This window comes from Haloarcula sp. MBLA0163, from assembly GCF_055632435.1.
The window spans coordinates 2,839,721-2,863,554 of the sequence record NZ_CM145745.1 but is presented as its reverse complement, the minus strand read 5'-3'; the positions used below and the strand labels follow the sequence as shown (position 1 = coordinate 2,863,554).

28 protein-coding genes are annotated in these 23,834 nt (G+C 70.4%); 17 read left to right on the top strand and 11 right to left on the bottom strand.

Annotation, left to right across the window (positions count from 1 at the left end):
- Positions 1-28: 28 nt before the first annotated feature.
- Complete coding sequence (locus tag ACV7GQ_RS15280; RefSeq protein ID WP_470311074.1) at positions 29-1,216, bottom strand: MFS transporter; 1,188 nt, start codon at positions 1,214-1,216, stop codon at positions 29-31.
- Positions 1,217-1,296: 80 nt separating this feature from the next.
- On the opposite strand from ACV7GQ_RS15280, the gene ACV7GQ_RS15275 reads away from it, so the two are divergent.
- From ACV7GQ_RS15275 to ACV7GQ_RS15265, 3 genes are all read left to right on the top strand, one after another.
- Complete coding sequence (locus ACV7GQ_RS15275; protein ID WP_470311073.1) at positions 1,297-1,977, top strand: lipoate--protein ligase family protein; 681 nt, start codon at positions 1,297-1,299, stop codon at positions 1,975-1,977.
- A 54-nt stretch (positions 1,978-2,031) separates the two neighbouring features.
- Positions 2,032-3,336 (top strand): dihydroorotase, encoded by a 1,305-nt coding sequence (locus tag ACV7GQ_RS15270; protein WP_470311072.1) that lies wholly within the window; start codon positions 2,032-2,034, stop codon positions 3,334-3,336.
- Positions 3,337-3,420: 84 nt separating this feature from the next.
- Complete coding sequence (locus ACV7GQ_RS15265; protein WP_470311071.1) at positions 3,421-3,600, top strand: hypothetical protein; 180 nt, start codon at positions 3,421-3,423, stop codon at positions 3,598-3,600.
- A gap of 15 nt (positions 3,601-3,615) precedes the next feature.
- On the opposite strand, the gene ACV7GQ_RS15260 is transcribed toward ACV7GQ_RS15265, so the two are convergent.
- On the bottom strand, positions 3,616-4,281 hold the full coding sequence (locus tag ACV7GQ_RS15260; RefSeq protein ID WP_470311070.1) for a DUF5806 family protein: 666 nt from the start codon (positions 4,279-4,281) through the stop codon (positions 3,616-3,618).
- Between the two features lie 100 nt (positions 4,282-4,381).
- Between ACV7GQ_RS15260 and ACV7GQ_RS15255 the strand changes: the two genes are divergently transcribed.
- Both ACV7GQ_RS15255 and ACV7GQ_RS15250 read left to right on the top strand, forming a co-directional pair.
- Positions 4,382-4,753, top strand: coding sequence for a universal stress protein (locus ACV7GQ_RS15255; protein ID WP_470311069.1), 372 nt, complete (start codon positions 4,382-4,384; stop codon positions 4,751-4,753).
- Positions 4,750-5,271, top strand: coding sequence for a GNAT family N-acetyltransferase (locus tag ACV7GQ_RS15250; protein ID WP_470311068.1), 522 nt, complete (start codon positions 4,750-4,752; stop codon positions 5,269-5,271). The genes ACV7GQ_RS15255 and ACV7GQ_RS15250 overlap by 4 nt, the downstream gene beginning before the upstream one ends.
- Here ACV7GQ_RS15250 and ACV7GQ_RS15245 read toward each other — a convergent pair.
- Positions 5,268-5,705: a universal stress protein gene (locus tag ACV7GQ_RS15245; RefSeq protein WP_470311067.1), complete on the bottom strand. Its 438-nt coding sequence runs from the start codon at positions 5,703-5,705 to the stop codon at positions 5,268-5,270. The two genes, ACV7GQ_RS15250 and ACV7GQ_RS15245, sit on opposite strands and share 4 nt — an antisense overlap.
- Positions 5,706-5,804: 99 nt before the next feature.
- On the opposite strand from ACV7GQ_RS15245, the gene ACV7GQ_RS15240 reads away from it, so the two are divergent.
- Both ACV7GQ_RS15240 and ACV7GQ_RS15235 read left to right on the top strand, forming a co-directional pair.
- A complete protein-coding gene (locus tag ACV7GQ_RS15240) occupies positions 5,805-6,272 on the top strand; it encodes a universal stress protein (protein ID WP_470311066.1) in 468 nt (155 codons plus the stop codon).
- A gap of 43 nt (positions 6,273-6,315) precedes the next feature.
- Complete coding sequence (locus ACV7GQ_RS15235; RefSeq protein WP_470311065.1) at positions 6,316-7,407, top strand: DHH family phosphoesterase; 1,092 nt, start codon at positions 6,316-6,318, stop codon at positions 7,405-7,407.
- Positions 7,408-7,560: 153 nt separating this feature from the next.
- Here ACV7GQ_RS15235 and ACV7GQ_RS15230 read toward each other — a convergent pair whose 3' ends face one another.
- Complete coding sequence (locus ACV7GQ_RS15230) at positions 7,561-7,992, bottom strand: DUF5807 family protein (RefSeq protein WP_470311064.1); 432 nt, start codon at positions 7,990-7,992, stop codon at positions 7,561-7,563.
- A gap of 113 nt (positions 7,993-8,105) precedes the next feature.
- Here ACV7GQ_RS15230 and ACV7GQ_RS15225 point away from each other — a divergent pair, with 113 nt between their 5' ends.
- Together ACV7GQ_RS15225 and ACV7GQ_RS15220 are read left to right on the top strand one after the other, a co-directional pair.
- Entirely contained in the window at positions 8,106-8,411 is a 306-nt protein-coding gene (locus ACV7GQ_RS15225) for an Hsp20/alpha crystallin family protein (protein ID WP_470311063.1), read from the top strand.
- Positions 8,412-8,467: 56 nt separating this feature from the next.
- A complete protein-coding gene (locus tag ACV7GQ_RS15220; RefSeq protein WP_470311062.1) occupies positions 8,468-8,890 on the top strand; it encodes a dCTP deaminase/dUTPase family protein in 423 nt (140 codons plus the stop codon).
- Position 8,891: 1 nt separating this feature from the next.
- Here the strand turns inward: ACV7GQ_RS15220 and ACV7GQ_RS15215 are convergent, their stop codons facing one another.
- Positions 8,892-9,194, bottom strand: a complete 303-nt coding sequence (locus ACV7GQ_RS15215; RefSeq protein WP_470311061.1) for a hypothetical protein — start codon at positions 9,192-9,194, stop codon at positions 8,892-8,894.
- 155 nt (positions 9,195-9,349) lie between these two features.
- Between ACV7GQ_RS15215 and ACV7GQ_RS15210 the strand changes: the two genes are divergently transcribed.
- The 3 genes from ACV7GQ_RS15210 to ACV7GQ_RS15200 all read left to right on the top strand — a co-directional run bounded on the left by ACV7GQ_RS15210 (position 9,350) and on the right by ACV7GQ_RS15200 (position 11,125).
- On the top strand, positions 9,350-9,739 hold the full coding sequence (locus tag ACV7GQ_RS15210; RefSeq protein ID WP_470311060.1) for a 30S ribosomal protein S6e: 390 nt from the start codon (positions 9,350-9,352) through the stop codon (positions 9,737-9,739).
- A complete protein-coding gene (locus tag ACV7GQ_RS15205; RefSeq protein ID WP_470311059.1) occupies positions 9,736-10,164 on the top strand; it encodes a DUF7112 family protein in 429 nt (142 codons plus the stop codon). The genes ACV7GQ_RS15210 and ACV7GQ_RS15205 overlap by 4 nt, the downstream gene beginning before the upstream one ends.
- Before the next feature lie 82 nt (positions 10,165-10,246).
- Positions 10,247-11,125 (top strand): CheF family chemotaxis protein, encoded by an 879-nt coding sequence (locus ACV7GQ_RS15200; RefSeq protein WP_470311058.1) that lies wholly within the window; start codon positions 10,247-10,249, stop codon positions 11,123-11,125.
- A gap of 152 nt (positions 11,126-11,277) precedes the next feature.
- Here the strand turns inward: ACV7GQ_RS15200 and ACV7GQ_RS15195 are convergent, their stop codons facing one another.
- Positions 11,278-12,204: a thiamine-phosphate synthase family protein gene (locus ACV7GQ_RS15195; protein ID WP_470311057.1), complete on the bottom strand. Its 927-nt coding sequence runs from the start codon at positions 12,202-12,204 to the stop codon at positions 11,278-11,280.
- 109 nt (positions 12,205-12,313) lie between these two features.
- Between ACV7GQ_RS15195 and tenA the strand changes: the two genes are divergently transcribed.
- From tenA to ACV7GQ_RS15170, 5 genes are all read left to right on the top strand, one after another.
- Positions 12,314-12,979: a thiaminase II gene (gene tenA / locus ACV7GQ_RS15190; RefSeq protein WP_470311056.1), complete on the top strand. Its 666-nt coding sequence runs from the start codon at positions 12,314-12,316 to the stop codon at positions 12,977-12,979.
- The gene (locus tag ACV7GQ_RS15185) at positions 12,976-13,719 is read left to right on the top strand and encodes a TenA family protein (RefSeq protein ID WP_470311055.1); all 744 of its coding nucleotides are present in this window, start codon (positions 12,976-12,978) and stop codon (positions 13,717-13,719) included. The genes tenA and ACV7GQ_RS15185 overlap by 4 nt, the downstream gene beginning before the upstream one ends.
- On the top strand, positions 13,719-15,245 hold the full coding sequence (locus ACV7GQ_RS15180; protein WP_470311054.1) for a sodium:solute symporter family transporter: 1,527 nt from the start codon (positions 13,719-13,721) through the stop codon (positions 15,243-15,245). The genes ACV7GQ_RS15185 and ACV7GQ_RS15180 overlap by 1 nt, the downstream gene beginning before the upstream one ends.
- 87 nt (positions 15,246-15,332) lie before the next feature.
- Positions 15,333-15,797 carry a hypothetical protein gene (locus tag ACV7GQ_RS15175; protein ID WP_470311053.1) on the top strand — a complete coding sequence of 155 codons (465 nt, stop codon included), beginning with the start codon at positions 15,333-15,335 and terminating at the stop codon, positions 15,795-15,797.
- Complete coding sequence (locus tag ACV7GQ_RS15170; protein ID WP_470311052.1) at positions 15,794-17,719, top strand: hypothetical protein; 1,926 nt, start codon at positions 15,794-15,796, stop codon at positions 17,717-17,719. Before ACV7GQ_RS15175 ends, ACV7GQ_RS15170 begins: the two co-directional genes overlap by 4 nt.
- Here ACV7GQ_RS15170 and ACV7GQ_RS15165 read toward each other — a convergent pair whose 3' ends face one another.
- From ACV7GQ_RS15165 to ACV7GQ_RS15145, 5 genes are all read right to left on the bottom strand, one after another.
- Positions 17,720-18,592 carry a CheF family chemotaxis protein gene (locus ACV7GQ_RS15165; RefSeq protein WP_470311051.1) on the bottom strand — a complete coding sequence of 291 codons (873 nt, stop codon included), beginning with the start codon at positions 18,590-18,592 and terminating at the stop codon, positions 17,720-17,722.
- A gap of 73 nt (positions 18,593-18,665) precedes the next feature.
- The gene (locus tag ACV7GQ_RS15160; RefSeq protein WP_470311050.1) at positions 18,666-19,898 is read right to left on the bottom strand and encodes a HEAT repeat domain-containing protein; all 1,233 of its coding nucleotides are present in this window, start codon (positions 19,896-19,898) and stop codon (positions 18,666-18,668) included.
- The gene (locus tag ACV7GQ_RS15155; protein ID WP_470311049.1) at positions 19,895-20,704 is read right to left on the bottom strand and encodes a CheR family methyltransferase; all 810 of its coding nucleotides are present in this window, start codon (positions 20,702-20,704) and stop codon (positions 19,895-19,897) included. Before ACV7GQ_RS15155 ends, ACV7GQ_RS15160 begins: the two co-directional genes overlap by 4 nt.
- Positions 20,701-22,644, bottom strand: a complete 1,944-nt coding sequence (gene cheA / locus ACV7GQ_RS15150) for a chemotaxis protein CheA (protein ID WP_470311048.1) — start codon at positions 22,642-22,644, stop codon at positions 20,701-20,703. The genes ACV7GQ_RS15155 and cheA overlap by 4 nt, the downstream gene beginning before the upstream one ends.
- On the bottom strand, positions 22,644-23,714 hold the full coding sequence (locus ACV7GQ_RS15145) for a protein-glutamate methylesterase/protein-glutamine glutaminase (protein ID WP_470311047.1): 1,071 nt from the start codon (positions 23,712-23,714) through the stop codon (positions 22,644-22,646). Before ACV7GQ_RS15145 ends, cheA begins: the two co-directional genes overlap by 1 nt.
- Positions 23,715-23,834 lie beyond the last annotated feature (120 nt).

Below are 23,834 nucleotides of genomic sequence, written 5' to 3'. Positions count from 1 at the left end.
TCGCGGGCAATGTGCCTGTCGTCCGCGTTCACCGCGTCGCCCGCCGGCGTCCGTACCACAGACCCACCACCCCGGTCGCCAGCGCCCCGCCGCCGGCGACCAGCAGCGCGGTCGCGTAGCCGAACCGGCTGCCCGCGAGGGCGAACGCGAGCGGGCCGACCGTCGCGCCCAGCGAGATGACGCTGGTCCGCAGGCCGAAGACGCCGGCGCGGTAGCGCGGGGGCGCCATCCCGCTGACGAGCGTGTCGACAGCGGGCAGCACCGTGCCCTGTCCAGCGCCGACGACCAGAGCGCCCGCAGCGACGACGACTGGACCCGGCGCGGCCCACGCGGTCAGGAGGCCGACGCCGTAGGCACAGAACCCGAGTGCGACGAGGCGCGTCGGCGAGAGGGTCTCCGACGCGCGGCCCGCCGAGAGGGCGACGGCGGTCGTCGAGAGGGCCGCGCCGGAGAGCACGAGACCGATGCGCGTCGAGGCGAGGCCGAACGCGCCGCTCAGCAGGAACGGGACGGCGGTGAACAGCCCCCCGAACAGGAGGACGTACACCGCGAACGTGGCCGCGAACACTGCGACGGCGCGGCGCGGGAGCGACGCCAGACTGTGCCGGAGATAGGCGACCCCGCTCTCCCGACCTGCCGCCGGCGGCGGGTCGACGAGGCGCACCGCCGCCCACAGCGCCACGGGCAGGCCGACGGCGTAGAGGTAGAACGGTCGCCGCCAGCCGCCCGCCCCCAGCACGCCGCCGAGGAGCGGGTAGACGGCCGCGCCGACGGAGATGGCCGCGGCGTTCACTCCGAGCGCGGCGGTCCGCCGTGGCCCCTCGAAGGCGTCGCCCAACAGCGTCACGGCGAGGCTGAACACGCCGCTGGCAGCGACGCCCTGCCCGGCCCGCAACAGGAGCACGGCGTCGAGCGTCGACGCCGTGACGACGCCGAGCCCACACAGCGCGTACACGGCCAGACTGCCCGCGAGGACCGGGCGCCGGCCGTAGCGGTCGGCCAGCGCCCCAGCCACCGGAGCCAGCACGATGCCGGGGAGCGTGTACGCCGTGACGACGAGGCTCGCCCGCCCGTCCCCGACGCGCAACTGCTCGGCGATGGCCGGCAACAGCGGGCTGACGAGCGTCACCCCGAGGACGCCCACGAGCGTGCTCGCGAGGGCGACGCGGAGTATCGGGGACCGCCACGGCACCCGCCCGTCCGGTGTCTCCGTCACACCTGGTGGTCGCCCGGCAGGGGCAAACCGCTACCGGAGTCGCCGCAGTCCATTTGCCCGTCCGCGCCGTACCGAGCGCCATGCGACTCCTCCGCGGCCGAGCGAGCGACCACGAGCGCGACTACGAGCGCACCCGCGAGCTGGTCGCGAGCGTCGGCCAGGACGGCACGCCTGCACTCCGAGTGTGGACCCCGCACCGACAGGTGGCGTTCGGCCGTCGTGACCGCCGCACAGAGGGGTACGACCGCGCCCGCGAGGCCGCCACGTCCCGGGGCTACCCCGTCCTCGAACGCGCCGTCGGCGGCCGGGCCGTCGCCTACACCGGCCACACCGTCGCCTTCGCCCTCGCGGAACCGGTCGACGACGGCCGGGGCGACATCGGCGTCCGGTACGACCGCGTCTCGGCGGCGGTCCGGCGCGCTCTCGGCGACGTGGGCGTCGACGCCCGCGAGGGCGAGCCGCCCGACGCCTTCTGCCCGGGCACCCACTCGTTGCAGGCCGACGGCAAGGTCGCGGGCCTCGCCCAGCGCGTTCGACAGGACGCGGCGCTCACCGCCGGCGTCGTCGTCGTCCGGGACCACGACGCCATCGGGGCGGTACTCGACCCGGTGTACGAGGCGCTGGACGTACCGTTCGACCCCGATTCCGTGGGGAGCGTCGCGCGCGCAGGCGGGACCGGCGACCCGGGAGACGTGGTCGACGCCCTCGAGACGGCACTCGTCGGCGACCGGTCCGTGACCGCTCGCGACACCGTCGGGTGACTCGGGCGGGGCGGCTTCCGAGACACTTAGGGGCGCGCCCGGACGAGGGACGGTATGCTCATCCGCAACGCGACGCTCGCGGACGGCCGGCAACGGGACGTCCGGGTGCGTGGCGAGACCGTCGCCGAGGTCGGCCGCGACCTCGCTCCCGACGACGAGGCCACCATCGAGGCGACCGGCAAGCGACTCTTCCCCGGGATGCTGGACGCGCACGTCCACTTCCGCCAGCCGGGCTACCCGCACAAGGAGACGTGGGAGAGCGGCTCTCGGGCCGCCGCCGCCGGTGGGGTCACCACCGTCGTCGACCAGCCCAACACCGACCCGCCGACCGTCGACGGCGAGGCCTTCGACCGGAAGGCCGAGTTCGCCGCCGACTCGGTCGTCGACTGGGGCATCAACGGCGGCGTCACGGCCGACTGGATACCGAACGTCCTCCTGCGCCGGCGCCTGTTCGCGCTGGGCGAGGTGTTCCTCGCCGACTCGACGGGCGACATGGGCATCGAGACGGACCTCTTCGAGGACGCCCTCGAACTGGCGACAGAGGAGGGCGTCACCGTCACGGTCCACGCCGAGGACGCCGACTACTTCAACGACGACGCCCGCGCCCGCGACGACGCCGACGCGTGGAGCGCCTACCGGACCGCCGAGGCCGAGGCGAAGGCCGTCGAGCGGGCCTGCGAGGCCGCCGAACGGGTGGGCGCGCGCATCCACATCGCCCACACCTCGACGCCGGAGGGCATCGACGTCGCCGCCGACGCGGGGATGACGACGGAGGTGACGCCCCACCACCTCCTGCTCTCGCGGAGGGACCTCGGCGAGCTGGGCACGTTCGGGCGGATGAACCCGCCGCTCCGCCGCGAGAAGCGCCGCCGCGAGGTGTACGACCGCGTGGCCGACGGCACCGTCGACATGATCGCGACCGACCACGCGCCCCACACCCGCGAGGAGAAGGACGCGAGCATCTGGGACGCCCCCTCCGGCGTGCCGGGCGTCGAGACGGTCCTCCCCCTCCTGCTGGCGGAGGCCCGGGACCCCGACACCGCGCTGACCTACGAGCGGGTCCGGGACCTCACCGCCGCGAACCCCGCCGACGTCTTCGACGTGCCACAGAAGGGCGCCGTCGAAGCCGGCAAGGACGCCGACCTCGTACTCGTCGACACCACCGAGACGACCGAGATCCGCGGCGAGGACCTCCACACCGACTGTGGCTGGACCCCCTTCGAGGGCTTCGAGGCCGTCTTCCCCGAGTGGACGATGGTCCGCGGGACGATGGTGTACGAGCGCGACCCCGACGGGGACGTCTTCTACGGGCACCAGGGCGAGAACGTCCGCGACGCGGACGGCGAAGTGCTGGAGTGAGCCGGTTGTATGCCGCTTTCTGTGGTGTGTGACCACAACGCATACTCGCGCTGTGGTCTTACGCCACCGCGGCGATACGGACGTATGCCACGCTGCGAGAACTGCGGCGCCGAACTCGAGACCACCGACGACCTCGAACACGAGGAGGTCGACGAACTGACGCTCGTCGAGGCGGGCGAGGGCCCGCCGCGCATCCAGCTCGGAGTCGACATCCGCGACGTCTGGCGCTGCAAGAAGTGCGGGACGGTTCTCGGCGTGAGTTAGACGCGCCCGGGCCGCTCACTCGCCGTCGACGTCGAACTCGTGGCCACACTCCGGACAGCAGACCTCGTCGTGCCGGAGCGCCGCCGAGTGCTCGCGGACTTCGCGCATGACCGTCGAGATGCGGTCCTCGGCCTCCATCTCCTCCTCGACGGCGAGGTCGACGCCCTCGACCTCCAGCAGGAACTTCGCCACCTCGGTGGCCTCGTACATCACGTCGTCCAGTTCCTCGGCGGTGAAGAAGTCCGACATCGCGCCGTAGAGGAACGTCGCGCCGGCCTTGCGGACCTTCTCCTCGAAGGACGCGCGGGCCTGGTTGACCGCCTGTGGGGTGTACGTGTCGGTCATGAACGGGACGAGCTCCGGGAGGTTCTCGCCGATCTTCGTCATCTCGACGCCCGTCTCGGTGCGGAAGTCCGCACACAGGCGCGCGATGGCCCACTCGCGGGCGGTGACGTACGTCCGCTCGCGGAGGAACTCGTTGGCGCGGTCGTAGGTACCCCCCTCTATCTTCGTGAACCGCTCGTACTTCCGGACGTCCTCGGGCACGTCGCTGGCCGGCGTGACGCCGCCATCGACGGCGTCCTCGGCGCCCGACTCGTCCGCCCCGTCGTCGGGCGCGTCGTCCGGTTCGTGCGGCCTGACCACCCGTGTCGGCTCCTCGTCGCTGTCCGGCGGTGTCATGGCCGTCTGTGTGTGCCCGCGCCGAAAAAGCGTATCGCCCCCGACCGCGCGCCTCGCTGGTCAGGTGGCTTTTTGAGCGATGCCGACCGAACCCACTCGTATGCACATCCTGCTCGGCGTCGGGGGCAGCCAGTTGTCCTACCACGCACTCGAGGAGACCATCGACCGCGCACAGGAGACCGACGACGACCTCACGATCGCCATCTTCGACAACGAGGAGGCGGACACGGACGCGGAGGAGGTCAGAGAACGCGTCGAGGCGACGCTCTCGGAGACCGGCTTCGAGGCGTCGATACGGTACATCGGCGGCGACTCGCCCGGGAGTCAACTGGTCGACATCGCCGAGAGCGAGGGCTTCGACCGCATCGTGCTGGGCGGCGGCGAGCGCTCCACGCTCGGGAAGATCCAACTCGGCTCCGTCGTCGAGTTCGTCCTGTTGAACGCCCAGACGCCGGTCACGCTCGTCAGATGAGCCGGACCTACCCCGACGAACCGGCCGGTGAGTTCCCCGCGCCGCCCCGGACGGTCACCGACAAGGAGGGGCGCGCCGTCGAGCTCGTCCCCGCCGACGAGGCCGACCGCGAGGCCGTCGTCGCGATGTACGTCGACTTCGACCCGGCCGACCGGGCACAGGGCATCCCGCCGGCCAGAGAGGCGGGCATCCGCGACTGGCTGGACACGATTCTGGACGGCGACTGTGTCAACGTCGTCGCCCGCCACGACGGCGACGTGGTCGGCCACGCGACGCTCGTCCCGGACCGACACGGCGAACACGAACTCGCCATCTTCGTCCTCCAGTCGTTCCAGGGGGCCGGCATCGGCACTGCTCTCGTCGAGACGCTCCTGGGGCAGGGGCAGCGCGCCGGCATCGAGAAGGTGTGGCTCACGGTCGAGCGGTGGAACGACGCCGCCGCCAACCTCTACCGGAAGGTCGGGTTCGAGACGAGCAACGCCGAGAGCTTCGAGATAGAGATGGCGATACGGCTCTAGACCGACAGCACGGGCTGGCTCGCGTACTCGAGGACGTACAGCGCCGCGCGGCCCACCGGCTCCTCGCCGTCGCCCTCCCGCGGGACGACGATGAAGTCGGCGTCGGCGTCCTCGGCCACGTCCAGCACGACGCTCCCCGGCGTCTGCATCAGCCGGTGCTGTGAGAACGCCGTCGCGGTCGAGGTGTCGAGGGCGCCGTCGTGGCCGGCGTCCCGGAACCGCTCGCGCACGCGACCGGTGAACGCCCGGTGTTCCTCCGCGACCGCCTCGGCGTCGACGTGCCCGTCGTCGATGTCGCGACGGAGGCGCTCGTCGAGCACGAACAGCAGGTGGAGGTCGGCGTCGTATCGCTCGGCGATGGCGATAGCGTACTCGGCCGCCCGCTCGGACCGGTCGCTGCCGTCGACCGGGACGAGCACGAGGTCGATGTCCATCACCTGCCCCTCCGACCGGGCCGGACAAAAAGCCACCCCATCCCGGGCGCTCTGGGCCGATGGGGCGGCTTTTTGGTCGTCCCCCCGGTAGGCCGAGACATGTTCGACACGGTGGTCATCGCGACAGACGGGTCCGGCAGCGCGGAACGGGCCGTCGAAGCCGCCCTCGACCTCGCCGCGCACTTCGACGCGACCGTCCACGCGCTGTACGTCGTCGACTCCGGCGAAGTCGAGTCGACCCCCGAGGAGGTACGGGAGGAACTGGAACGCGCGCTGGCGACGACCGGCGGGCGCGCCCTCTCGTTCGTCCGGGAGACCGCCGCCGCCGAGGCCGGCGGCGACGACGTCGTCACCGCGGTCCGGCAGGGCGACCCCGCCGACGAGATCTGCCAGTACGCCGTCGACCACGACGCCGACGTCGTCGCCACCGGCACGCGGGGGCGACACGGCGAACACGGCTTCCTGCTCGGGAGCGTCGCCGAGGAGATCGTCCGACAGGCACCGATGCCGGTGCTCTCGGTGCGCCAGCTGGAGGGCGAGGCCAACCCCGAGCGCGAACAGGTCTGAGGCGGACCGCCGGGTTCATTGCCGCCGGCCGGCACGTACGGGCATGGACGATTGGCTCATCGACGACGACCGCCTCTCTATCGAGCGTAAGTCCGTCCTCCCCGGCGAGGGCTTCTTCATCCCCGACTCCTACGAGGAGGAACAGGCCGAGGCCGAGGCCGCCGAGACGCTCGACGGCGCCGGCGTGGTGGTCATCGCCGACCCCGACGCCGACGGACTGGCCTGCACCGCCCTGATTCGCGAAGCCCACGGCGAGGGCGCCCTGCTCCCGGCCGGCCCGCACGAACTGCAGGAGGCGCTCGCGTGGACCGCCGAGTACGCCGACCCCGAGGCGACCGTCTACGTCTGTGACCTCTGTCCCGACAGCGAGTCCGACCTCGGCGCGCTCTCTGACCTCGTCGCCCGCGTCGAACGCGTCGCGTGGTTCGACCACCACCAGTGGGACGACGACCTCGGTGACCTAGTCGACGAGGCCGGCGTCGAGCGGACCGTCGGGGAGAGCGACGAGGTGTGCACCGCCGACGTCGCGCTCGAACAGCTGGACTACGACTTCGACGAGCGGTGGACGGACCTCGCGGCGGTCACGCGGGACCACGACCTCTGGATCCGCGACGACGAGCGCAGCGACGACCTCGCGGACTTCTCGTACTGGGCCGAGCCCGAGGAGTACATCGAGGCCGTCGCCGAACACGGTCCCGACCTCTCGCCGGAGGTCCACGAGTTCCTCGCGGAGAAGCGCGTCGAGAAGGAGGCGCTCATCGAGAAGGCCGTCGACCGCGCGGAGCTGCGCGACGTCGGCGAGTGGACCGTCGGCGTCACCTACGGCCGCTGCTCGCAGAACGAGGTCGCCGAGGCCCTGCGCGAACAGGGCGCCGACGCCGCCGTCGTCGTCAAGCCTGCCGGCTCGGCCTCCATCCGCGGCACCGAGAACTTCGAGCGCGCCCACGAGGTCGCCCGGCAGGTCAACGGCGGCGGCCACCCGAAGGCCGCCGGCTGTAAACCCGACATCTACGACGACATGATGGACTACGCCCACCACTGGACGACCCACGGTGCGGTGGCGAAACAGGCCATCGTGGACGCGTTCAAGCGACTGCCCGAAGAGAAAGAGGAAGGCGTCGACACCGAGCGGTAGTTGGTACGCGAGCGGAGCGAGACCACCCGACGAAGAAAAAGGTGGACTCGGACGGCCCACGGCGCGGTGGCGAAACAGGCCATCGTGGACGCGTTCAAGCGCCTACCCGAAGAGGAAGCGGAAGACGTCGATACCGAGCGGTAGTCGGGCGGTCTACGCTTCGACGACCCACTTGTCGCTGTAGCGCTCGCCGCAGGCACAGACGGCGTAGGCGTGAATCACGTCGCCTTCGGCGTAGAGGCCGCCCACCTCCTCGTTCTGGGCCTCGGCGAAGGCGAAGACGAACCGCGTCGTGTGGTTCTCTTCCGGTTCCTCCTCCTCGACGGGACAGACCGCGCCGGTCAGGTCGTCAGCGACGTGGCCCTCGGTCCCCATCGCCGCCTGTGCGAGTCCCATCGGGTCGATACCGGTGGCGGACTGGAAGGCACTGCGTCCGTCGTCGCCGGGGAGGACGAGGACGTGGCCGTCCTCGACGGCGTCGGCGTACTCCGCCAGCGCGCCGGGGTTCGAGACGGCGTCCTCGTGGAGGAAGAAGAGGACGTCGTCGGGCCGCTCGCCCGCCAGAAACTCCGTGTGCTTGCTCATACTGGCTCCGAGTCGTTCGGAACGCAAAAGCACGGCGTTCTCGCGGGCGAGGTCCCGCCCGGCCGCGGACACCGACCTCTAGCTTTTTCGTTCCGGTCAGCGAACCAACAGCTATGGCGACCCACCACCCGGCGAAGGGCGTCGAACTGTACCGCGAGGACGACGCGTTCGTCGTCCTCGTCGAACTGTCGGGGTTCGACCGCGAGGACGTCGACCTGCGGTGGCACGACCGGCGGCTCCACGTCGAGGCCGAACGGCACGACCCGGGCGAGCGCTCGCGGGTCTTCCACCGCTCCATCGGGCTCCCGCGCCCGATTCGAGAAGCCGACATCACGGCGACCATAGAGGACGGCGTGCTGGAAGTCACGCTTCCGGTCGACGACCGAGAGCGCGGGGGGCGACGCATCGACATCACGTGAGCGGTCGGCGCCGACCGCCCCCACAGTTTTGCGCCGCCGGGCCGACACGTCCTCGTATGACCGACCTCGGCGAGTACGTCACGGACGTCGTCCACGAACCGACCCAGACGGACAGCCCCGGGTTCGACCTCACCGTCGCCGCGGTGTCCGAGGTGGTCGAACCCGGTCGCATCGACTTCGGCGGCGGCGAACTCGAACCGGCGACGACGACGCCCCACGCCAGCGCGAAGCGCGACCCGGACGACGACTACGAGTGGTGGACGCTCCGCGAGGGCCAGTACCTCGTCGCGTTCAACGAGTCGCTGACCGGCGCGGCGACGGTGACCGTCCAGCCACGGACCGAACTCCTCGAACGCGGCGCGACCCACCCGACGCTGCACGTCGACGAGCTGCCCAGGGTCCCGCTGTCTGTCGGCGGCGCCGGACTCGAACTCAAGGAGAACGCCCGCATCAGCACTATCGTCGCCGCCGACGAGTGAGTCAGTCGTCGGCGGGGACCGCGGCCCCGGCGGTCGCCGACCCGTCGCCGCCGGCCCGTGCCGGCGGTTCCGAGGCGTCGCCCGACAGCGTCTCGGCCGCCCGCGACAGCGACGTCGAGACCGCTCGCTGGTGGTCGCTCGCCCGTCGGGTGGTCGCCTGCAGGGCCACCACGGCCTCGTTCAGCGCCGTCAGTTCGTCGCTCAAACCGCCCATCGACTCGCCCAGGGTCCCCATCGCGTCGCCCAGGTCCCGTACCGATTCGTCGCTGCCGACCCGCTCGTCCGTCGTCGCTGTCTCGTCCATACCCGTATCCACACAACGTCCGGCCGAGGCCGTCGTACCTTACCAGTTAGCGTTTCGACGCCGGCGACCGGCCTCGACGGACCGTGGTGGGCGGTCACGAGGGCTGGCACCGACGCTTCGATGCGCTTTTGAAGCGCCATAGATACACAACAGGTATGGCTGAATTCACTGTCGCTGTCTCCGACCCGGAGAGCGGCCACACGTACCAGATCGACGTCGACGGACAGGACGCGAACCGATTCATCGGCCGCGAACTCGGCGACGAGGTCGACGCCGGTGCCGTCGGCCTCGACGGTTACACGCTCGAACTCACCGGTGGCTCCGACACCGCCGGCCGACCGATGCGGTCCGACGTCCGCGGGTCCCAGACGAAGTCCATCATGTCCGACGGCGGCGTGGGCTTCGAACCGACCACCGACGGAGAGCGAAAGCGCATCACCATCCGCGGTCGCGAGGTCAGCGACGAGACCCGCCAGATCAACGCCAAAATCGTCGGCCGCGGCAGCGAGTCGGTCGACGACCTGCTCGGCGCCGACGACGAGTGAGCGAGCGCGTTCCGAGCGACCACGACGCCGTCGAGACACACCGCGTCGCGGTCGAGGCCATCGGCCGCACCAACCGACCACGCGTCGTCCTGCCTGACGCCGTCGACCTGCAGGACGGCGACGTCGTCGGGATGGCGCTGGACGGCGACGACTACTACGCGGCCGTCGAGACCAGCATCGAGGGCGACGTCGTCGTGACCCACGTCGCCGACAACCGACGCGTCGCACGCGACCACGAGGGCGAGAACCGCCTCGCCGAGTGGGTCCGCGACGGCACCGTCTCGCTGGGCGGGTCGGCCCACCTCGACGTCGTCACTGCCGGCCACCAGTACGGTCTCCGGACGCCGGGCACCCGCGTCGTCTACACCGCGACGGACGCCCCCGACTCGTCGCTGTCCGACATCGCGCGGGACCTGGACGGATGACGACGTCGGCGCCGGTTTTCCCGACTGATACTGGCGCGAAACGCTCAATAGACCGGCGGCTGTAACCGGTACCACGAGCGACATGTCGGAATCAGTCATCGCGGACTTCGTCGGCCAGTTCAACTCCGAGGTGGCCAGCCGCGGTGACCCCATCAAGGGGCGCGTCGTCCTCTCGCAGAAGCGCCTCGTGTTGGCCGCCAGCGAGGACGACAAACTGACGATTCCGCTGGACTCCATCTTCGACATCGCCATCGGACAGGTCCCGCCCGACCTCGGCGACTTCTTCCAGTCGACGGTGACCATCGCCTTCGAGAAGAACGGCCGGCGGCTCGTCGCCGCCATCGAGGCCGACGACGAGAAGATAGAGAAGTTCGGCACGCTCCTGTTCAAGGCCATCATCAACGGCACCGAGACGACGGTCACGGAGCGCGCCCGGGTCGGCGGCCGGGTCACCGACGACGAGTTCCGGTCGGCCCGCCTCTACCTGACCCCGGGCACCGTCGAGTTCCGCCGCGGCGACGACACCTTCGCCGTCGCCCTCGAGACGGTCTCGGACTTCGAGCGGACGACCAGGGAGATAGCCGGGGGGACCCGGCCGGTGCTGGTCGTCCGGCACATGCAGAACGGCACCGCGGTGACGACGCTGGCGGCGCTGGCCTCCAACCGGAAGATGGCTATCCTCGGGCGGTACCTCCGCCGGGAGTACTCCGGTCTGATGGAGGAACTCCAGGACGTCGACCTCACGAAGGACAAGAAGGAGGTGCTGGTCGCCATGTACTCGACCGGCGACATGGAGGGGATGCCGCTGGCGAGCATCCTCGGGAAGGACTCGGCCGAGGTGTCGATGCTCCTGCAGGACCTCGAAGCCGACGGCCTCATCCAGGACGGGTCCGACGGCCCGACGCTCACGCCGAAGGGACAGGTCGTGGCCAGTCGGTTCCTCGAGGACGTCAACGCCTAGGCTCCCACGTTTTACTGCGCGGGGTGTCCTCGCGCCGTCGGTGCTGCGGGCACCCCCGCTTGCAAAAACTTGGGGAAAACGGCTGAACTCGCGGCGTCACTCGCTCCCGGCCACTCCTCCCACACCGCAGCCCGCTCTCGCACTCCGAACCGTTACCCCTCGGTCGCCGCCTCGACCAACTCGGCGGCCAGTCGCGCCGCGTCCGCGCCGGTCTCTGCGAGGACGTACGTGATGGGTTCGATGCCGAACGCGCCGCGGTGGAAGGCGACGTCCGGGACCGCGCCACGCGCGTCGAACTGCTCGCGGAGACGGTCGCCGCGGTCCTCGTAGCCCGCGTCGAACGCCATCGTGTCGAGGCCGCGGGATTCGGCGGCCGCGAGGAGGGCGTCGTCGGTCGTGAGGTTCAGCGCCCCCCGACGCTCGGGGTCGACGGCCATCGCGGCGAGAATCGTCGTCGCGACGTGTTCGGAGGCGCCGAACTCCGGGTTCGAGGGCACCTCGACGCTGCTGTCCATCACGTAGATGCGGCCCGGCACGGCGGCCACGTCCGAGCGCCGCTCGGCGTCCGGGAGCGCCGTCCCGACGTTCGTGCCGACGTTCGGGACGAACCCGGCGAGGCCGGGCGTGGTCGCGAGGACGCGGCTGGCCTCCCGGACGCTGTCTAGCACCGCCCGCTCGGTTCGGAGTTCCGGGTTCGCCCCCCGGACACAGAGGTCACAGCCCAGTCCCTCGAGGCCCGGCATCGCCTCCTCGTGGAGCTCACAGATGGGGCCGCGGTCCTCGAACGCGCGGACGAGTTCCAGGACGGCCGCGAGCGCGTCGTAGGGGTCCATCTCGTCGGTCGCGAGTCCGTCGGCGACCCGCTCGACGGTCGCCGCGGTCCGCGGGTGGTCGGCGATGCGGGACTCCAGCGCCGGGTCGCCGCTGACGTACGTCGAGACGGCCGCCTGCGTCACGCCGAGGTGGGCTGCGATCTCCTGCTGGGTGAGCCCGTGGGCCGCGAGTTCGCGGGCCAGCAACACCCGGAGCGTCGGCAACACGTCCTCGACGACGATCTCGCTCGGTAGCCGGAGCGACATACCACGCGATTGGACGACACGCGGCTTAACAGTTCGACATCGGAAACCCGTCGTGTATAACTGAGTTTTACCAGCAAGTTATATTACCGTGGGCCGCCGATGCACGCCCATGAGTTTCACCGACGAACTGGCCGACGTCGGCGACCCGATATGGGACGCCGTCGTCGCCCATCCGATGGTCGAACGGCTCGGCGAGGGGACCCTGGACGAGGCCCCCTTCCGCTACTGGGTGCGCCAGGACTACGTCTACCTCGTGGAGTACGCGCGAGTGTTCGCGCTGGGGGCCGCCAACGCCCCGGACCTCCGGCGGATGGGCACGTTCGCGGAACTGCTGGACGCGACCATCAACACCGAGATGGACCTCCACCGGGAGTACGCCGCCGAGTTCGGCATCGACGAGGGCGAACTCGAGGCGACGGAGCCGTCACCGACGACGCGGGCGTACACGGACTTCCTCGTGCGCGTCGCCGCGACCGGGACGTTCGGCGACCTCGTCGCCGCGCTCCTGCCCTGTATGTGGGGGTTCCACGAGACGGCCGTGCGACTCGACGAACGGGGCCGCCCCGACCACGAGCAGTACGCGGCGTGGATAGCGATGTACGCCGGCGAGGAGTTCGCCGACCTCGCCGAGTGGTGTAAGGACCTGATGGACGACGTGGCCGCCGAGGCCACCGCGGCCGAGCGCGAGCGCTACCGCGAGCTGTTCGAGACCTCGGCCCGCTACGAGTACCGCTTCTGGGACGCCGCGTGGCGCGAGGAGGAGTGGTCGGTGTGACGGGGGACCAATCGACGGTGTCGGCCACCTACGCCGCCTACGCCGAGGGTCGCGAGAACCCCCGGTTCACCGACTGGCTCCGGGCGCAGGCGGGCCCGTCGTGGGACGCCGCCACCGACCACCGGTTCACCCGCGAACTCCGCGCCGACGAACTCGACGACGCCGTCTTCCGGCGGTACCTCGTACAGGACTACGCCTTTCTGGAGACGCTCGTCGGCGCGTTCGGGCATTCGGTCGGCGACGCGCCGTCGATGGCCGCCAAGTCCCGACTGGTCGACTTCCTCGGGACGCTCACCGACGACGAGAACGACTACTTCGAACGGTCGTTCGACGCCCTCGGCGTGTCCGAGTCGACCTACGGCGACCCGACGCTGACCGAGACGACGGCGGCGTTCCGGGACCTCCTCCTGCGGGCCTCGCGCGAGGGCGGGTACGCCGAGACGCTGGCCGTCCTCGTCCCCGCGGAGTGGGTGTACCTCGCGTGGGCGACCGCGGACAGCGACGCCGACCGGCCCGAGCGGTTCTACCTCGCCGAGTGGGTCGACCTCCACGCCGTCCCGGCCTTCGAGTCGTTCGTCGAGTGGCTCCGCGGGGAGCTGGACCGCGCCGGCGCGGCCGCCAGCGAGCGTCGGCAGGCCCGCCTCGCGGACCTGTTCTGCCGGACGGTCGAACTGGAAGTCGCGTTCTTCGACGCCGCGTACGACGCCGCCGGCGCGGCGACCGACGGGGGCGACCGCTGATGGTGACCACCGCCGTCGCGCTGGGGCTGACCGTCGTCACCCTCGCCGTCTTCGCCGCGCTGGGCGTCTGGTACACCCGTGGCCAGGACCGCTCGGCCGACGACTTCCTCACCGCCCGCGACTCCGTCGGCGAGGGGCGGACCACGGCGACGCTCGTCGCCTCGGTGATGGGTGTCTGGATCCTGCTCGCCGCACCCGAGGCCGGCGCCGGGTTCGGTATCGCCGCCGTCGTCGGCTACGCCGTCGGCGAGGCCGTGCCGATGCTGGTCTACTCGAAACTCGGCCCGCGCGTCCGCGAACTCCTCCCCGAGGGGCACTCGCTCACCGAGTACGCCCACGCCCGCTACGGATCGGCGATGTACGGCTTCGTCGTCCTCGTCAGCGCGCTGTACATGTTCGTCTTCGTCGCCGCGGAACTCACCGGCATCGCCGGGGCACTCTCGCTCGTGGCGGGCGTCCCGCAGTGGCAGACCGCGGTCCTCGTCGGCGGGTTCGTCCTCCTGTATACGGGCTACGGCGGCCTCCGGGCGACTATCGTCACCGACACCGTTCAGGCCGTCCTCGTGCTCCCACTCCTCGCGCTCGTCGCCGGCGGCGTCCTGTTCTCGCTCGGCGGGCCCGGTGCCGTCTACGACGGCGTCGTCGCGACCGACCCCACGCTCGCCGACCCCGGCTTCCTCCCGGGCCTCCAGTTCGGTCTCGGTCTGGCCTTCGCCATCCTCGGCGCGGAACTCGTCAACCAGACGTGGTGGCAGCGCATCTACGCCGCCCGGGACGGCGAGACGGTGGCTCGCGGCTTCCGCAACGCCACCGTCCTCAACGGGGCCATCGTCTTCGTCGCGGCGCTGCTCGGCGTCGTCGCCGCCGGCCACGCCGACGTCGTCACCGACGTCTCCAGCGCGGCGTACAACGCCGACGTGGCGTTCTTCGTCCTCGTCGAGAGCGCCTTCGGCGAGTGGCTCCTGCTCGGCGTCGTCCTCCTCGCCCTCCTGCTCGTGGTCAGTTCCGTCGACTCGCTGTTCTCGGCGCTGGCGAGTCTCGTCACGGCCGACCTCCCGCGATTGCTCGCCGACCCGGACGACCGCACGCTCAGGCTGGGCGCGCGGGCGCTCACCGTCGTCGTCGCCGTCGCCGCCATCTACGTCAGCCTGCGCGCCCGGAGCGTCCTTCGGCTGTTCTTCTTCGCCGACCTGCTGGGCGCCGCTGTCGCCTTCCCGCTGGTGTACGGGCTCTACTCCCGCAGCCTCACCGGACTCGGCGCCCTCCTCAGCAGTCTCGCTGGCCTCGCGGTCGGGCTGGCGTACTTCCCGGACCTGCGCGGCGTGACGACGGCGATTCCCGTCGTCGGTGACCTCCTCCCGGCGGCGGACCCGCTGTACCTCACCTCCTTCGCCGGCGCCTTCCTCGTCTCGACGGCGCTCACGCTCGTGGCCAGTCGTGTCTCGAACGCCGCCTTCGACTTCGACCGGCTCGCCGACGTCGGACGCGTCCCGGCGACCGACGGTGGCGCCGAAGCCAGCGACTGACCCCGACGGGACCCACTCGCTGCCTTTCTCCGATCTGATAACCGCCCCACCACAGTCATATACCACGGTTGCCAACCGCCGGTATCCATGGAGCGGCGCCTCCTCGTCGGGTTCTCGCTGGTCGTCGTGGTCGCCGCCGTCGCCGTCGGACCGCTCGGCGTCGTGGGCCAGTCGACCCGGTCGGCCACCGACCGGGCGACCGTGTCCGTCGAGTCGGTGCCCGACGACGGTCTCACGCTCGAACGCGGCCGGTTCGGAAGCGAGCGCTACCACGTCGACGCGCCGCCAGCCGTCGTCTCCGTCGCCGGCGTCACCGGCACGCCGTCGCTCCGCTACACCATCGACGTGCCCGGCCTGTGGCTGACCGCGACCAGTCGGTACGACCTCGCCGGGCGCGACGGCCGCCTTCGGTTGCACCCCAGCCCCGTCACCGTCAGTCCCGACCGGGTCGACGAGCGACAGTACGAGGCCATCGTCGCCGTCTGGGTCCGCGTCGGTGAGCGTGACCGCGCCGTCCTCCAGCGCCGCGTCACGCTGGAGGTGGCGTCGTGAGCGTCACCGACCGCCTGCTGGCGGGCGAGACCGTCGAGGTCTCGGAACTGCGAGCCGCACTCTGGCGTGCGCTCCTCGGCGACCGGGTCGGCGCGACGCTGGCGCTGGCGTCGCTCGTCTGGGTCGGCCTGACGTGGCGCCTCGGCTTCTTCTCGAACGACCAGTACACCTTCGCGAACACCCTGCTGGCCGTCGTCGACGGGCACCTGCACGTCACGGACCCCGTCTACGGCCCCGCCTCGGGCGCGACGCCGGGGTCCTATCTGGTGGACGGCCGCGTCTACGGCCGGAACTACGGCATCGTCATCGTCTCGGCGCTGTGGTACGTCGTCCTGCGGGCGCTCTCGGTGGTCGCCGACGTCCGCGTCCTGCTCGTCGGTCTCTGGTCGCTGGCCGTCGCCGGCGTGTGCACGGCGCTCGGTGCGTGGCTGGACCGTCCCGAGGGCGGACGCGTCGTCGGTCTCGTCCTCGCCGGCGGCCTGTTCGCCGCCTCGCTCGCGCTCACGACGCCGCTGTCGACGTGGTGGCTCCCGCTGGTGGCGCTGCAACTGACGACGGCGCTGGCGACTGCCCTCCTCGCCGCTACCGCGTATCGCCTCGTGTGCCGCCTGTACGACCGCCGCCTGGGCATTGCCGCCAGTGTCGCGACCGTCGCCGCGACCCCGGTCGGGTTCTGGGCGACGCTGCCCAAGCGCCACAGTGTGACCGCGCTGCTGGCCGTCTGCGCGATGTACACGTTGTACCGGAGTCGCGAGGCCACCACTCGGCGGACGATGACCCGATACCGCGCGCTGACGTACGTCTGGGTGGGTGCGACGACGTGGATTCACGCCCCACACGGATTCGTGCTCCTCGTCGCCATCGCCGTCGTCGACCTGTCGACGGCCCGGTCGAACGACCACCGCTCGCTGCTCGCCGTCGGAGCCGTGCTGTTCGTCTCGCTGTTGCCGTTCTTCCTCACCAACGTGGCCATCTCGGGGAACCCGCTCGACCCGCCACGCCTGCTGCACTCCTACACCGGCGACGTGCTCTCCGGCGGGCGTGGCGGGGCCTCCGGTGGTGGGTCCTCCGGTGGTGGGACCGGAGCTGGTACGAAAAATGCCGGCTCCGGAGCCGGCGACGGTTCCGTACTGCCCGCGTCGGTCAGCCGCATCGCCGGCCAGTTCGTCGACTCGTACGCGGTCCTCCTCCAGCCGACCGTGCTGGTCCGCATCTTCGTCCGAACGGGGTACGTCCCGACCCTCCGGTCGACGCAGGACGCCGCCATCAACCTCAGCGTGCTGGCGTCGATGCCGCTGCTCGGGGCGCTGGCCGGGTATCCGGTGCTGGCCGTCCGGCGTGGGCTCGCCAGTGCTGATTGGGGAGCCTCCTCTCCCCGCCAGTGGTCGCCGGCCCGTGTCGTCGACGCGTTCACCCTCGTCTACGCGCTGGGACTGCTGGGGCTGTACCTCCAGTCGCTCCCACGCCACCACATGTTCACGGTCCGGTACCTCCACCCCCTGTACGCCCTCGGCGTCTACTGGCTCGTCCGCCTCCCGCCGGTCCGCCGGGTCGTCGCCACGGAGGCCCGGACGCTGACGCTCGCCTACGGCGGGACCGTCCTCGTCGGGACGCCCGTCTACCTCGCAGCCATCGCGGTCGAGCGACTTGTGCTCGGCGAAGCCGTCCAACTGTTCGCGCTCGCCGCCCTGACCGTCGCCGCCGGCGTCGCGCTCTGGGCCGTCGCGATGGCGGCGACCGGGGACGGCCGACGAGTCGGCGCGCTCGGCCTCGGCGTCGCGGCCGGCGCGACGACGGTGTACCTCCTCGTGGCCGGGCTGTCGCTGTTCCCGACGACCGGGGAGTTCCTGCTCCCTCTCTCCCGAGTCGTCAGCGAGCACGTCCACTACGCGCGGTTGCTGGGCAGTTCGCCGCCGGTCTGACTACTGGTCGGCGATGGCGTCGCCGGCGATGGACCGCCCGCGCGCCTCCAGCTCGACTTCGCGGCGCGTCCGGACCGGCTCGAGGATGTCGGCCTCCACGAGGCGGTCGTAGACCGCCTCGACCTCGTCGACGTCCATGTCGACGAAGTCGGGGATCTTGAACGGGGAGATGCCCGAGTACAGCGCCATGAGCACCTGCGTCTCCTCTGGCGCGAGGTCGACGTCGTCGGCGGCGTTGCGCTGCTCGCCCTGCCGGACCAGCCCCTCGATGAGCGAGACGTGGCGCCGCCCGCCGGAGATGTGCGTCTCGACGCTGGTGCCGTCGATGGTGTGTTCGACCTCCAGCAGGGGCCGCTCGGATCCGCGGATGGTCTTCTCCTTCACCTCGACGGTGCCGACGTCGTCGATGTCCAGTTCGACGAACGTGCCGCTGGCGATGGCGAGGTTGAGCGTGTCCTCGTGCTCGTCGTCGAGTTTCAGGCGGGCCTTCTCCCACCCGGCGTCCTGCACGACGCCGCCCTCGACGGCGGGGTGTTTCACGAGGACGACGATCTGGTCCAGTAGCGCCCGGTACAGCTCCTCCTGGAACTCGTCGTCGGCCCGGGCGGAGACGAGCGTCACGTCGCGACCGGCCCGTAGCTTGACGTAGCCGTCGACCTGCGCCAGCGGCTGGTTCATCTGGCTGGCGGAGACGCTGGTGAGCTTCGACAGCGGGATGGTCCGTTTGCCGTCGTTGGTCGCCAGCACCAGCCGCTTGTTCGACAGGAGGATGCGGCCGGGGAGCCACTCGATGTCGTTGCGCTTGCGCCCGTCCTTGACGACCTGGACGAACTTCCCCTTCGTGTCGACCAGCGCGTGTTCTCCGTCGGCCATCGCTACTCAGCTATCGACCGGCGGTTCGGCCCGCTCGGTCTTAACCTGCCCGGCTGTGCCGGCCGGCGGTCGGTCATCGCCGCCCACCCAGCTTCGAGATGGCTGAGAAGGCCTTCTTCCGGACGACGTCGTGCTCCGTCTCGTCGATGAGCTTGTCGAGCACCTTCCGGGAGCGCTCGCCCCCGACCTTCCCCAGCGTGAAGATGGCCTGTCCGCGGACCTGCGGGTCGACGCCGTCGTCCTGGACGACCCGCAGCAGGCGTCGCTCGACCATGTTGTCCTCGCCGCCGAGCTCCGCCAGGCTCGTCGCGGCGAACTGCCGGAGCATCTGGTCGTCGTCGCGCAGGGCGTTCACCAGCGCGTCGATGACGCGCCCCCGCTCCGCCTCGCTGGTCGCCCGACCCAGTAGCCACGCGGTGTTGCGCCGCTGGGCGGCCTGCGTGCTCTCCTCGAGGATCTCGACCAGCGGTACGACCACGCTGCGGTCGTCGGTGTTCGAGAGCCGCTCGACCACCGTCTCGCGGATGTCGTGGCTCTGTTCGGTCGGCACGTTCGAGAGCAGTTCGACGAGCGAGTAGACGGCGGTCCGGCGGACGCCGGGTGACTCGTCGGAGAGCGCCTCCACGAGGTAGTCGACCGGGCGGTCGTTCTCGAAGTTGCCGAACGCGCCGACGGCGATGCGTCTGACCTGCTCGGTGTCGTCCTCGTACATCGGGAGCAGGGCCTGCAGCGCCTGCCGGTTGCCGACGTTGCCCAGCGCCTCGGCGGCCTCCCGGCGCACCGCCCCCTTCGGGTCGGTCAGCAGCGATTCGAGCGGACCGGTCGCCCGGGAGTCGCCTATCTTCCCGGCCGACCGGGCGGCCCGGGCCCGCACGCGCGGGTCGGGGTCCTCGAAGCACGCCGCGAGTTTCGGGACGGCGTCGGTCTGGTCCAGTCGGCCCAGGCCGTTGGCCGCGGCCATCCGCAGCTCGGGCACGTCGGCGTCGAGCGCCTGCACGAACGCCTTCGCCCGCACCCAGTCGGCCGCGTCGTCGTCGAGGTCGATGCCGGCCATCCCGCCGATGAGTTGCTCGATGGCGTCGCCGCCGAGTTCGTCCAGCGAGTCGATGGCCGCCGCCGTGATGGCGTCGCTGTCGGCCTGGGCGGCCTGCACGAGCGCGTTGACCACGTCCCTGCGGTCGTCGTGCTCCGGGAAGTTGCCCAGTAGCTCGGCCGCCCGGACCCGGACTCGCTCGTTGTCGCTCTCCCGGAGCAGCCGGATGAGCTCCTGCACCTCGCCGTCGCGTTCGAGTTCGTAGAGGCTCATACCCGTCGGTAGATGCGGTGTTGCTTGTCGACCGGGTCGAACGAGTCCCGACACTCCGTCGGGAGCGTCTCGGTCATCCCTATCATGAGGTAGCCGCCCTCGTGGAGCGACCCGCGGATGGTCTCGAAGATGGGGACCTTGTACTCGCTGTCGATGTAGATGAGCAGGTTCCGGCAGAAGACGAGGTCGAAGTCCCGCTTCGGGTTCCCGCGGATGAGGTCGTGTTGCTCGAACGTGACCATGTCGGTCACGACGTCCCGGACCCGGAACGTGTCGTCGTCCTCCTCGACGTACTCGGCGTAGTCGTCCAGCGGCGCCAGCTCCTCGGCGATGTCCGTCGTCTGTGAGGTCTCGTAGGTGGCCCGCCGCGCCGCCCGGAGGATGTCGGCGTTGATGTCTGTCCCCGTGATCTCGACCCGACTGGCGTCGACCTCGGGGTCGTCGAGCGCCAGCATCGCCGCCGAGTACGGCTCGCGGCCGTCGGCGCTCGGCGCCGACCAGAGTCGCACGCGCCGGTTCTCGGCGGTCAGGTCACGCAGGACCGGTCGCAACCGCTCCCACGCCTCCGGGTTCCGGAAGAAGCCGGTGACGTTGATAGACAGGGAGTCGAGCAACTGTTCGCGCTCGCCGTCGTCGCGCTCGAGGAGGCGCTTGTACTCGCGGTAGGTGTCCGAGTCGGTCCGCCGCATCCGCGCCGTGATGCGCCGGTCGAGGTAGGCGTCGTTGTAGAACCCCGACTCGAAGTCCATCTCCGCCCCGATGAACTCCAGCAGGCGGTCGAACTGGCGGTCGTTGCCGTTACTCATAGGGTCACCACGTCGAGGATGTGGACGATGTTGCCGTCGCCCAGCACCGCCGTCCCGGAGAGGCCGGGGGTCCCGGAGAGGATGCCCTCCAGCGGCTTGACGACGACCTCCTCCTGACTGTTGACCGAGTCACAGTGGAGCGCCACCTGGCGCTCGGACTCGCGGATGCGAACCAGCATGCCGTCGCCGTTGGCCGTCTCGCCGGGCACGTCGAACGTGTCGTCGAGGTGGATGACGGGGTAGATGTCGTCGTTGTGCTTGATGACCTCCTTGCCGTTGACCTGCTTGACCGCGTCCGTCGCGGTTATCTCGTCGACGTTCTTGATGGGGACGCCGTACTCCTCGTCGCCCACCTCCACGAACAGCACCTTCACGATGGCCATCGTCACGGGGAGGCGCAGCGCCACGGTGGTCCCCTCGCCCTCGGTCGACTCGACGTTGACCGACCCGTCCAGTTGGGTGACGGTGTCGTGGACGACGTCCATCCCGACCCCGCGACCGCTGGTGTCGGTCACCTCGTCGGCCGTCGAGAACCCGGGGTGGAAGACGAGGTCGTATATCGAGGAGTCGTCCATCGCCTCTATCTCCTCGGCCGAGCGGACCCCCTTCTCGATGGCCTTCTGCTTGATACCGGTCACGTCCAGTCCCGCGCCGTCGTCCACCACTTCGATGATGACGTGGTCGCGCTCACGCGAGGCCCGGAGCGTGATGTGGCCGGTCTCCGGTTTCCCCGCGGCCGCACGCTCTGCGGGCGGTTCGATGCCGTGGTCGACGGCGTTGCGGAGGATGTGCATCAGCGGGTCCGATATCTCGGTGAGGATGGTCCGGTCGAGTTCGATGTCCTCGCCCTCTATCTCGAACTCGATGTCCTTGTCGAGTTCGCGGGCGAGGTCGCGGACCAGTCGCGGGAACTTCCCGACGACCTTCTTCAGCGGGATGAGCCGCATGTCCATCACCGTGTTCTGGAGGTTCGCCGTGATCTTGTCCAGCTCGTTCAGCGTCTCGCCGGCCGAGTCGAGGTCCTCCTGTTCGACCGACCGGCGGAGTTTGATGCGGCTGGTCACCAGTTGCTCGACGAGGCCGTGCAGGTCGTCCAGCTGGTCGACGTCCACTCGCACCGACTTTATCTCGTCGACGCTGTGCTCCTCGCCGTCGCCCTCGGTCGCGGCGGGCGCCGGGTCGGTCCCGCCGCCGGCGAGCTCGTCGGTCACGTCCGTCGCGGTGAAGGAGTCGACCTTCCCGACGGTCCCCAGCTCCGCGTCCACGGTGGCGGCGTCCGGAGCGTCGAGGTAGAGGTCGAACGTCGCCTCGAACTCTCCGTCCTCGATGGCCGGCCGCTCGGGGTCGGAGGCGAGGATGTCGAAGACGTCCTCGATGGCCTCCATCGCGAGCATCGCGTCGACGCCGAGCATGTCGGAGTCGCCGACCCCCACTGCGGCGTGGACGACCTGTCCGTCGGCGTCAGCCGCGTCGAGGTCCACGTCGACCGGCGTGTCCGTCCCGTCGGTGTCGCTCTCGTCGGCCGCCTCGTCGGCCGCACTCGCACTGCCCGCGGCCTCGGCCCCGTTCTCGAGGACGGCCCGGAGTTCGGCCACCGTCTCGTCGGTCCGGGTCTGTGACTCACCGTCGGCCTCTATCTCCTTGACGATGACCTCTATCTGGTCGACGCCGGCGAAGACGAGGTCCATCACGTCCGACGTGACCTCCATCTCGCCCTGCCGCATCGCGTCGAGCAGGTCCTCCATCGCGTGCGCGAGGTCGGCAGCGTCGTCGAACCCCATCGCGCCGAAGTTCCCCTTCAGCGTGTGTGCGGTGCGGAAGATAGCGTCCATCGCCTCCTCGTCGGAGGGGTCCGACTCCAGTTCGAGCAGGGAGTTGTTGAGTTCCGTTATCGCTTCCTCGCTCTCGCGGATGAATGCGTCGAGATACTGGTCGTCCATTATTGGGTCACCTCTGTCGTAATCGTGTCCAGGATTCCGTTCGCGATGTCGTCTATAGGGAGCACCTCGTCGACACAGCCGGTCTCGACCGCCCGCTTCGGCATCCCGTAGACGGCCGACGTGGCCTCGTCCTGTGCGATGGTCCGGCCACCGGCGGCCTTGATACGCCGGATGCCGTCGGCACCGTCCTCGCCCATCCCCGTGAGGATGACGCCGACGAGCGGGTCCTCGATGGTGTCGGCGGCCGTCGCCATCGTCACGTCGACGGCCGGCCGGACGCTGTTGACCGGCTCGCCCTGCGTCAGTTTCACCCGGAGGCGCCCGTTCCGGTAGTTCTTGACCTCCATGTGTCGGTCACCGGCGGCGACGAGCGCCTCGCCCCCGCCGAGCCGCGCGCCGTCGGTCGCCTCTCGCACGTCGTAGTCGCTCCGCGCGTCGATGCGCTCCGCGAACCGGCCCGTGAACCCCTCTGGCATGTGCTGGACGACGAGAATCCGGAGGTCCGCCGACAGCGGCAGGGCCGACAGCACCTGCTCGACCATCTTCGGACCGCCGGTCGAGGACCCGACGACGAGCGTCGGGTTCGCGGCGTAGGTCGCCGCCCCGGTGGTGGACCGGCCGCTCGGTTGGTCCGTCGCCCGCGGCGTCGACTGCCCGCCACCGCCGACGTCCACCTCGGCGACGGAGGAGACGATGTCGACGAGCTGGTCTTTCAGCCGCGACATCTCCATCGACACCTCGCCGCCCGGCTTGGTGAAGAAGTCGACCGCACCCTTGTCGAGGGCCTCGAAGGTGACGTCGGCGTTCTCGTCGGTGTGGGCCGACAGCATCAGGACCGGCGTCGGTCGCTCGGCCATGATGCGCTCTGTGGCCTCGATGCCGTCCATCTCGGGCATCTCGACGTCCATCGTCACCACGTCGGGCTCGTGTTCGACGACCGCCTCGACGGCTTCCCGTCCGTTCCGGGCCTGTGCGACGACGTCGATTCCTCCCTCGGAGAGGATGTCGGAGATGACACTTCGCATGAAGTGGGAGTCGTCGGCGACGACTGCATGCACACCACCGGCCATCGTCACGGGCGCCCCTGTGACGTGGTCGTCGTTCGCGGGCGGAGCATCTGCATTCCTGTCCCGTACTCCCGTTCGCCCCGAAATAAAGACACCGCCCACGTAATCAAAGTTGATAGCCCA

What these genes read in the sequence shown, in the direction of transcription:
- ACV7GQ_RS15245 (WP_470311067.1), bottom strand. Translation starts at nt 5,705, where the DNA reads ATGGACATCGACCTCGTGCTCGTCCCGGTCGACGGCAGCGACCGGTCC.
- ACV7GQ_RS15180 (WP_470311054.1), top strand. Translation starts at nt 13,719, where the DNA reads ATGGTGACCACCGCCGTCGCGCTGGGGCTGACCGTCGTCACCCTCGCC.
- ACV7GQ_RS15160 (WP_470311050.1), bottom strand. Translation starts at nt 19,898, where the DNA reads ATGAGCCTCTACGAACTCGAACGCGACGGCGAGGTGCAGGAGCTCATC.
- ACV7GQ_RS15250 (WP_470311068.1), top strand. Translation starts at nt 4,750, where the DNA reads ATGAGCCGGACCTACCCCGACGAACCGGCCGGTGAGTTCCCCGCGCCG.
- ACV7GQ_RS15225 (WP_470311063.1), top strand. Translation starts at nt 8,106, where the DNA reads ATGGCGACCCACCACCCGGCGAAGGGCGTCGAACTGTACCGCGAGGAC.
- ACV7GQ_RS15155 (WP_470311049.1), bottom strand. Translation starts at nt 20,704, where the DNA reads ATGAGTAACGGCAACGACCGCCAGTTCGACCGCCTGCTGGAGTTCATC.
- ACV7GQ_RS15275 (WP_470311073.1), top strand. Translation starts at nt 1,297, where the DNA reads ATGCGACTCCTCCGCGGCCGAGCGAGCGACCACGAGCGCGACTACGAG.
- ACV7GQ_RS15200 (WP_470311058.1), top strand. Translation starts at nt 10,247, where the DNA reads ATGTCGGAATCAGTCATCGCGGACTTCGTCGGCCAGTTCAACTCCGAG.
- tenA (WP_470311056.1), top strand. Translation starts at nt 12,314, where the DNA reads ATGAGTTTCACCGACGAACTGGCCGACGTCGGCGACCCGATATGGGAC.
- ACV7GQ_RS15195 (WP_470311057.1), bottom strand. Translation starts at nt 12,204, where the DNA reads ATGTCGCTCCGGCTACCGAGCGAGATCGTCGTCGAGGACGTGTTGCCG.
- ACV7GQ_RS15270 (WP_470311072.1), top strand. Translation starts at nt 2,032, where the DNA reads ATGCTCATCCGCAACGCGACGCTCGCGGACGGCCGGCAACGGGACGTC.
- ACV7GQ_RS15255 (WP_470311069.1), top strand. Translation starts at nt 4,382, where the DNA reads ATGCACATCCTGCTCGGCGTCGGGGGCAGCCAGTTGTCCTACCACGCA.
- ACV7GQ_RS15210 (WP_470311060.1), top strand. Translation starts at nt 9,350, where the DNA reads ATGGCTGAATTCACTGTCGCTGTCTCCGACCCGGAGAGCGGCCACACG.
- ACV7GQ_RS15265 (WP_470311071.1), top strand. Translation starts at nt 3,421, where the DNA reads ATGCCACGCTGCGAGAACTGCGGCGCCGAACTCGAGACCACCGACGAC.
- ACV7GQ_RS15215 (WP_470311061.1), bottom strand. Translation starts at nt 9,194, where the DNA reads ATGGACGAGACAGCGACGACGGACGAGCGGGTCGGCAGCGACGAATCG.
- ACV7GQ_RS15145 (WP_470311047.1), bottom strand. Translation starts at nt 23,714, where the DNA reads ATGGCCGGTGGTGTGCATGCAGTCGTCGCCGACGACTCCCACTTCATG.
- ACV7GQ_RS15175 (WP_470311053.1), top strand. Translation starts at nt 15,333, where the DNA reads ATGGAGCGGCGCCTCCTCGTCGGGTTCTCGCTGGTCGTCGTGGTCGCC.
- ACV7GQ_RS15230 (WP_470311064.1), bottom strand. Translation starts at nt 7,992, where the DNA reads ATGAGCAAGCACACGGAGTTTCTGGCGGGCGAGCGGCCCGACGACGTC.
- ACV7GQ_RS15235 (WP_470311065.1), top strand. Translation starts at nt 6,316, where the DNA reads ATGGACGATTGGCTCATCGACGACGACCGCCTCTCTATCGAGCGTAAG.
- ACV7GQ_RS15240 (WP_470311066.1), top strand. Translation starts at nt 5,805, where the DNA reads ATGTTCGACACGGTGGTCATCGCGACAGACGGGTCCGGCAGCGCGGAA.
- ACV7GQ_RS15165 (WP_470311051.1), bottom strand. Translation starts at nt 18,592, where the DNA reads ATGGCCGACGGAGAACACGCGCTGGTCGACACGAAGGGGAAGTTCGTC.
- ACV7GQ_RS15220 (WP_470311062.1), top strand. Translation starts at nt 8,468, where the DNA reads ATGACCGACCTCGGCGAGTACGTCACGGACGTCGTCCACGAACCGACC.
- ACV7GQ_RS15260 (WP_470311070.1), bottom strand. Translation starts at nt 4,281, where the DNA reads ATGACACCGCCGGACAGCGACGAGGAGCCGACACGGGTGGTCAGGCCG.
- cheA (WP_470311048.1), bottom strand. Translation starts at nt 22,644, where the DNA reads ATGGACGACCAGTATCTCGACGCATTCATCCGCGAGAGCGAGGAAGCG.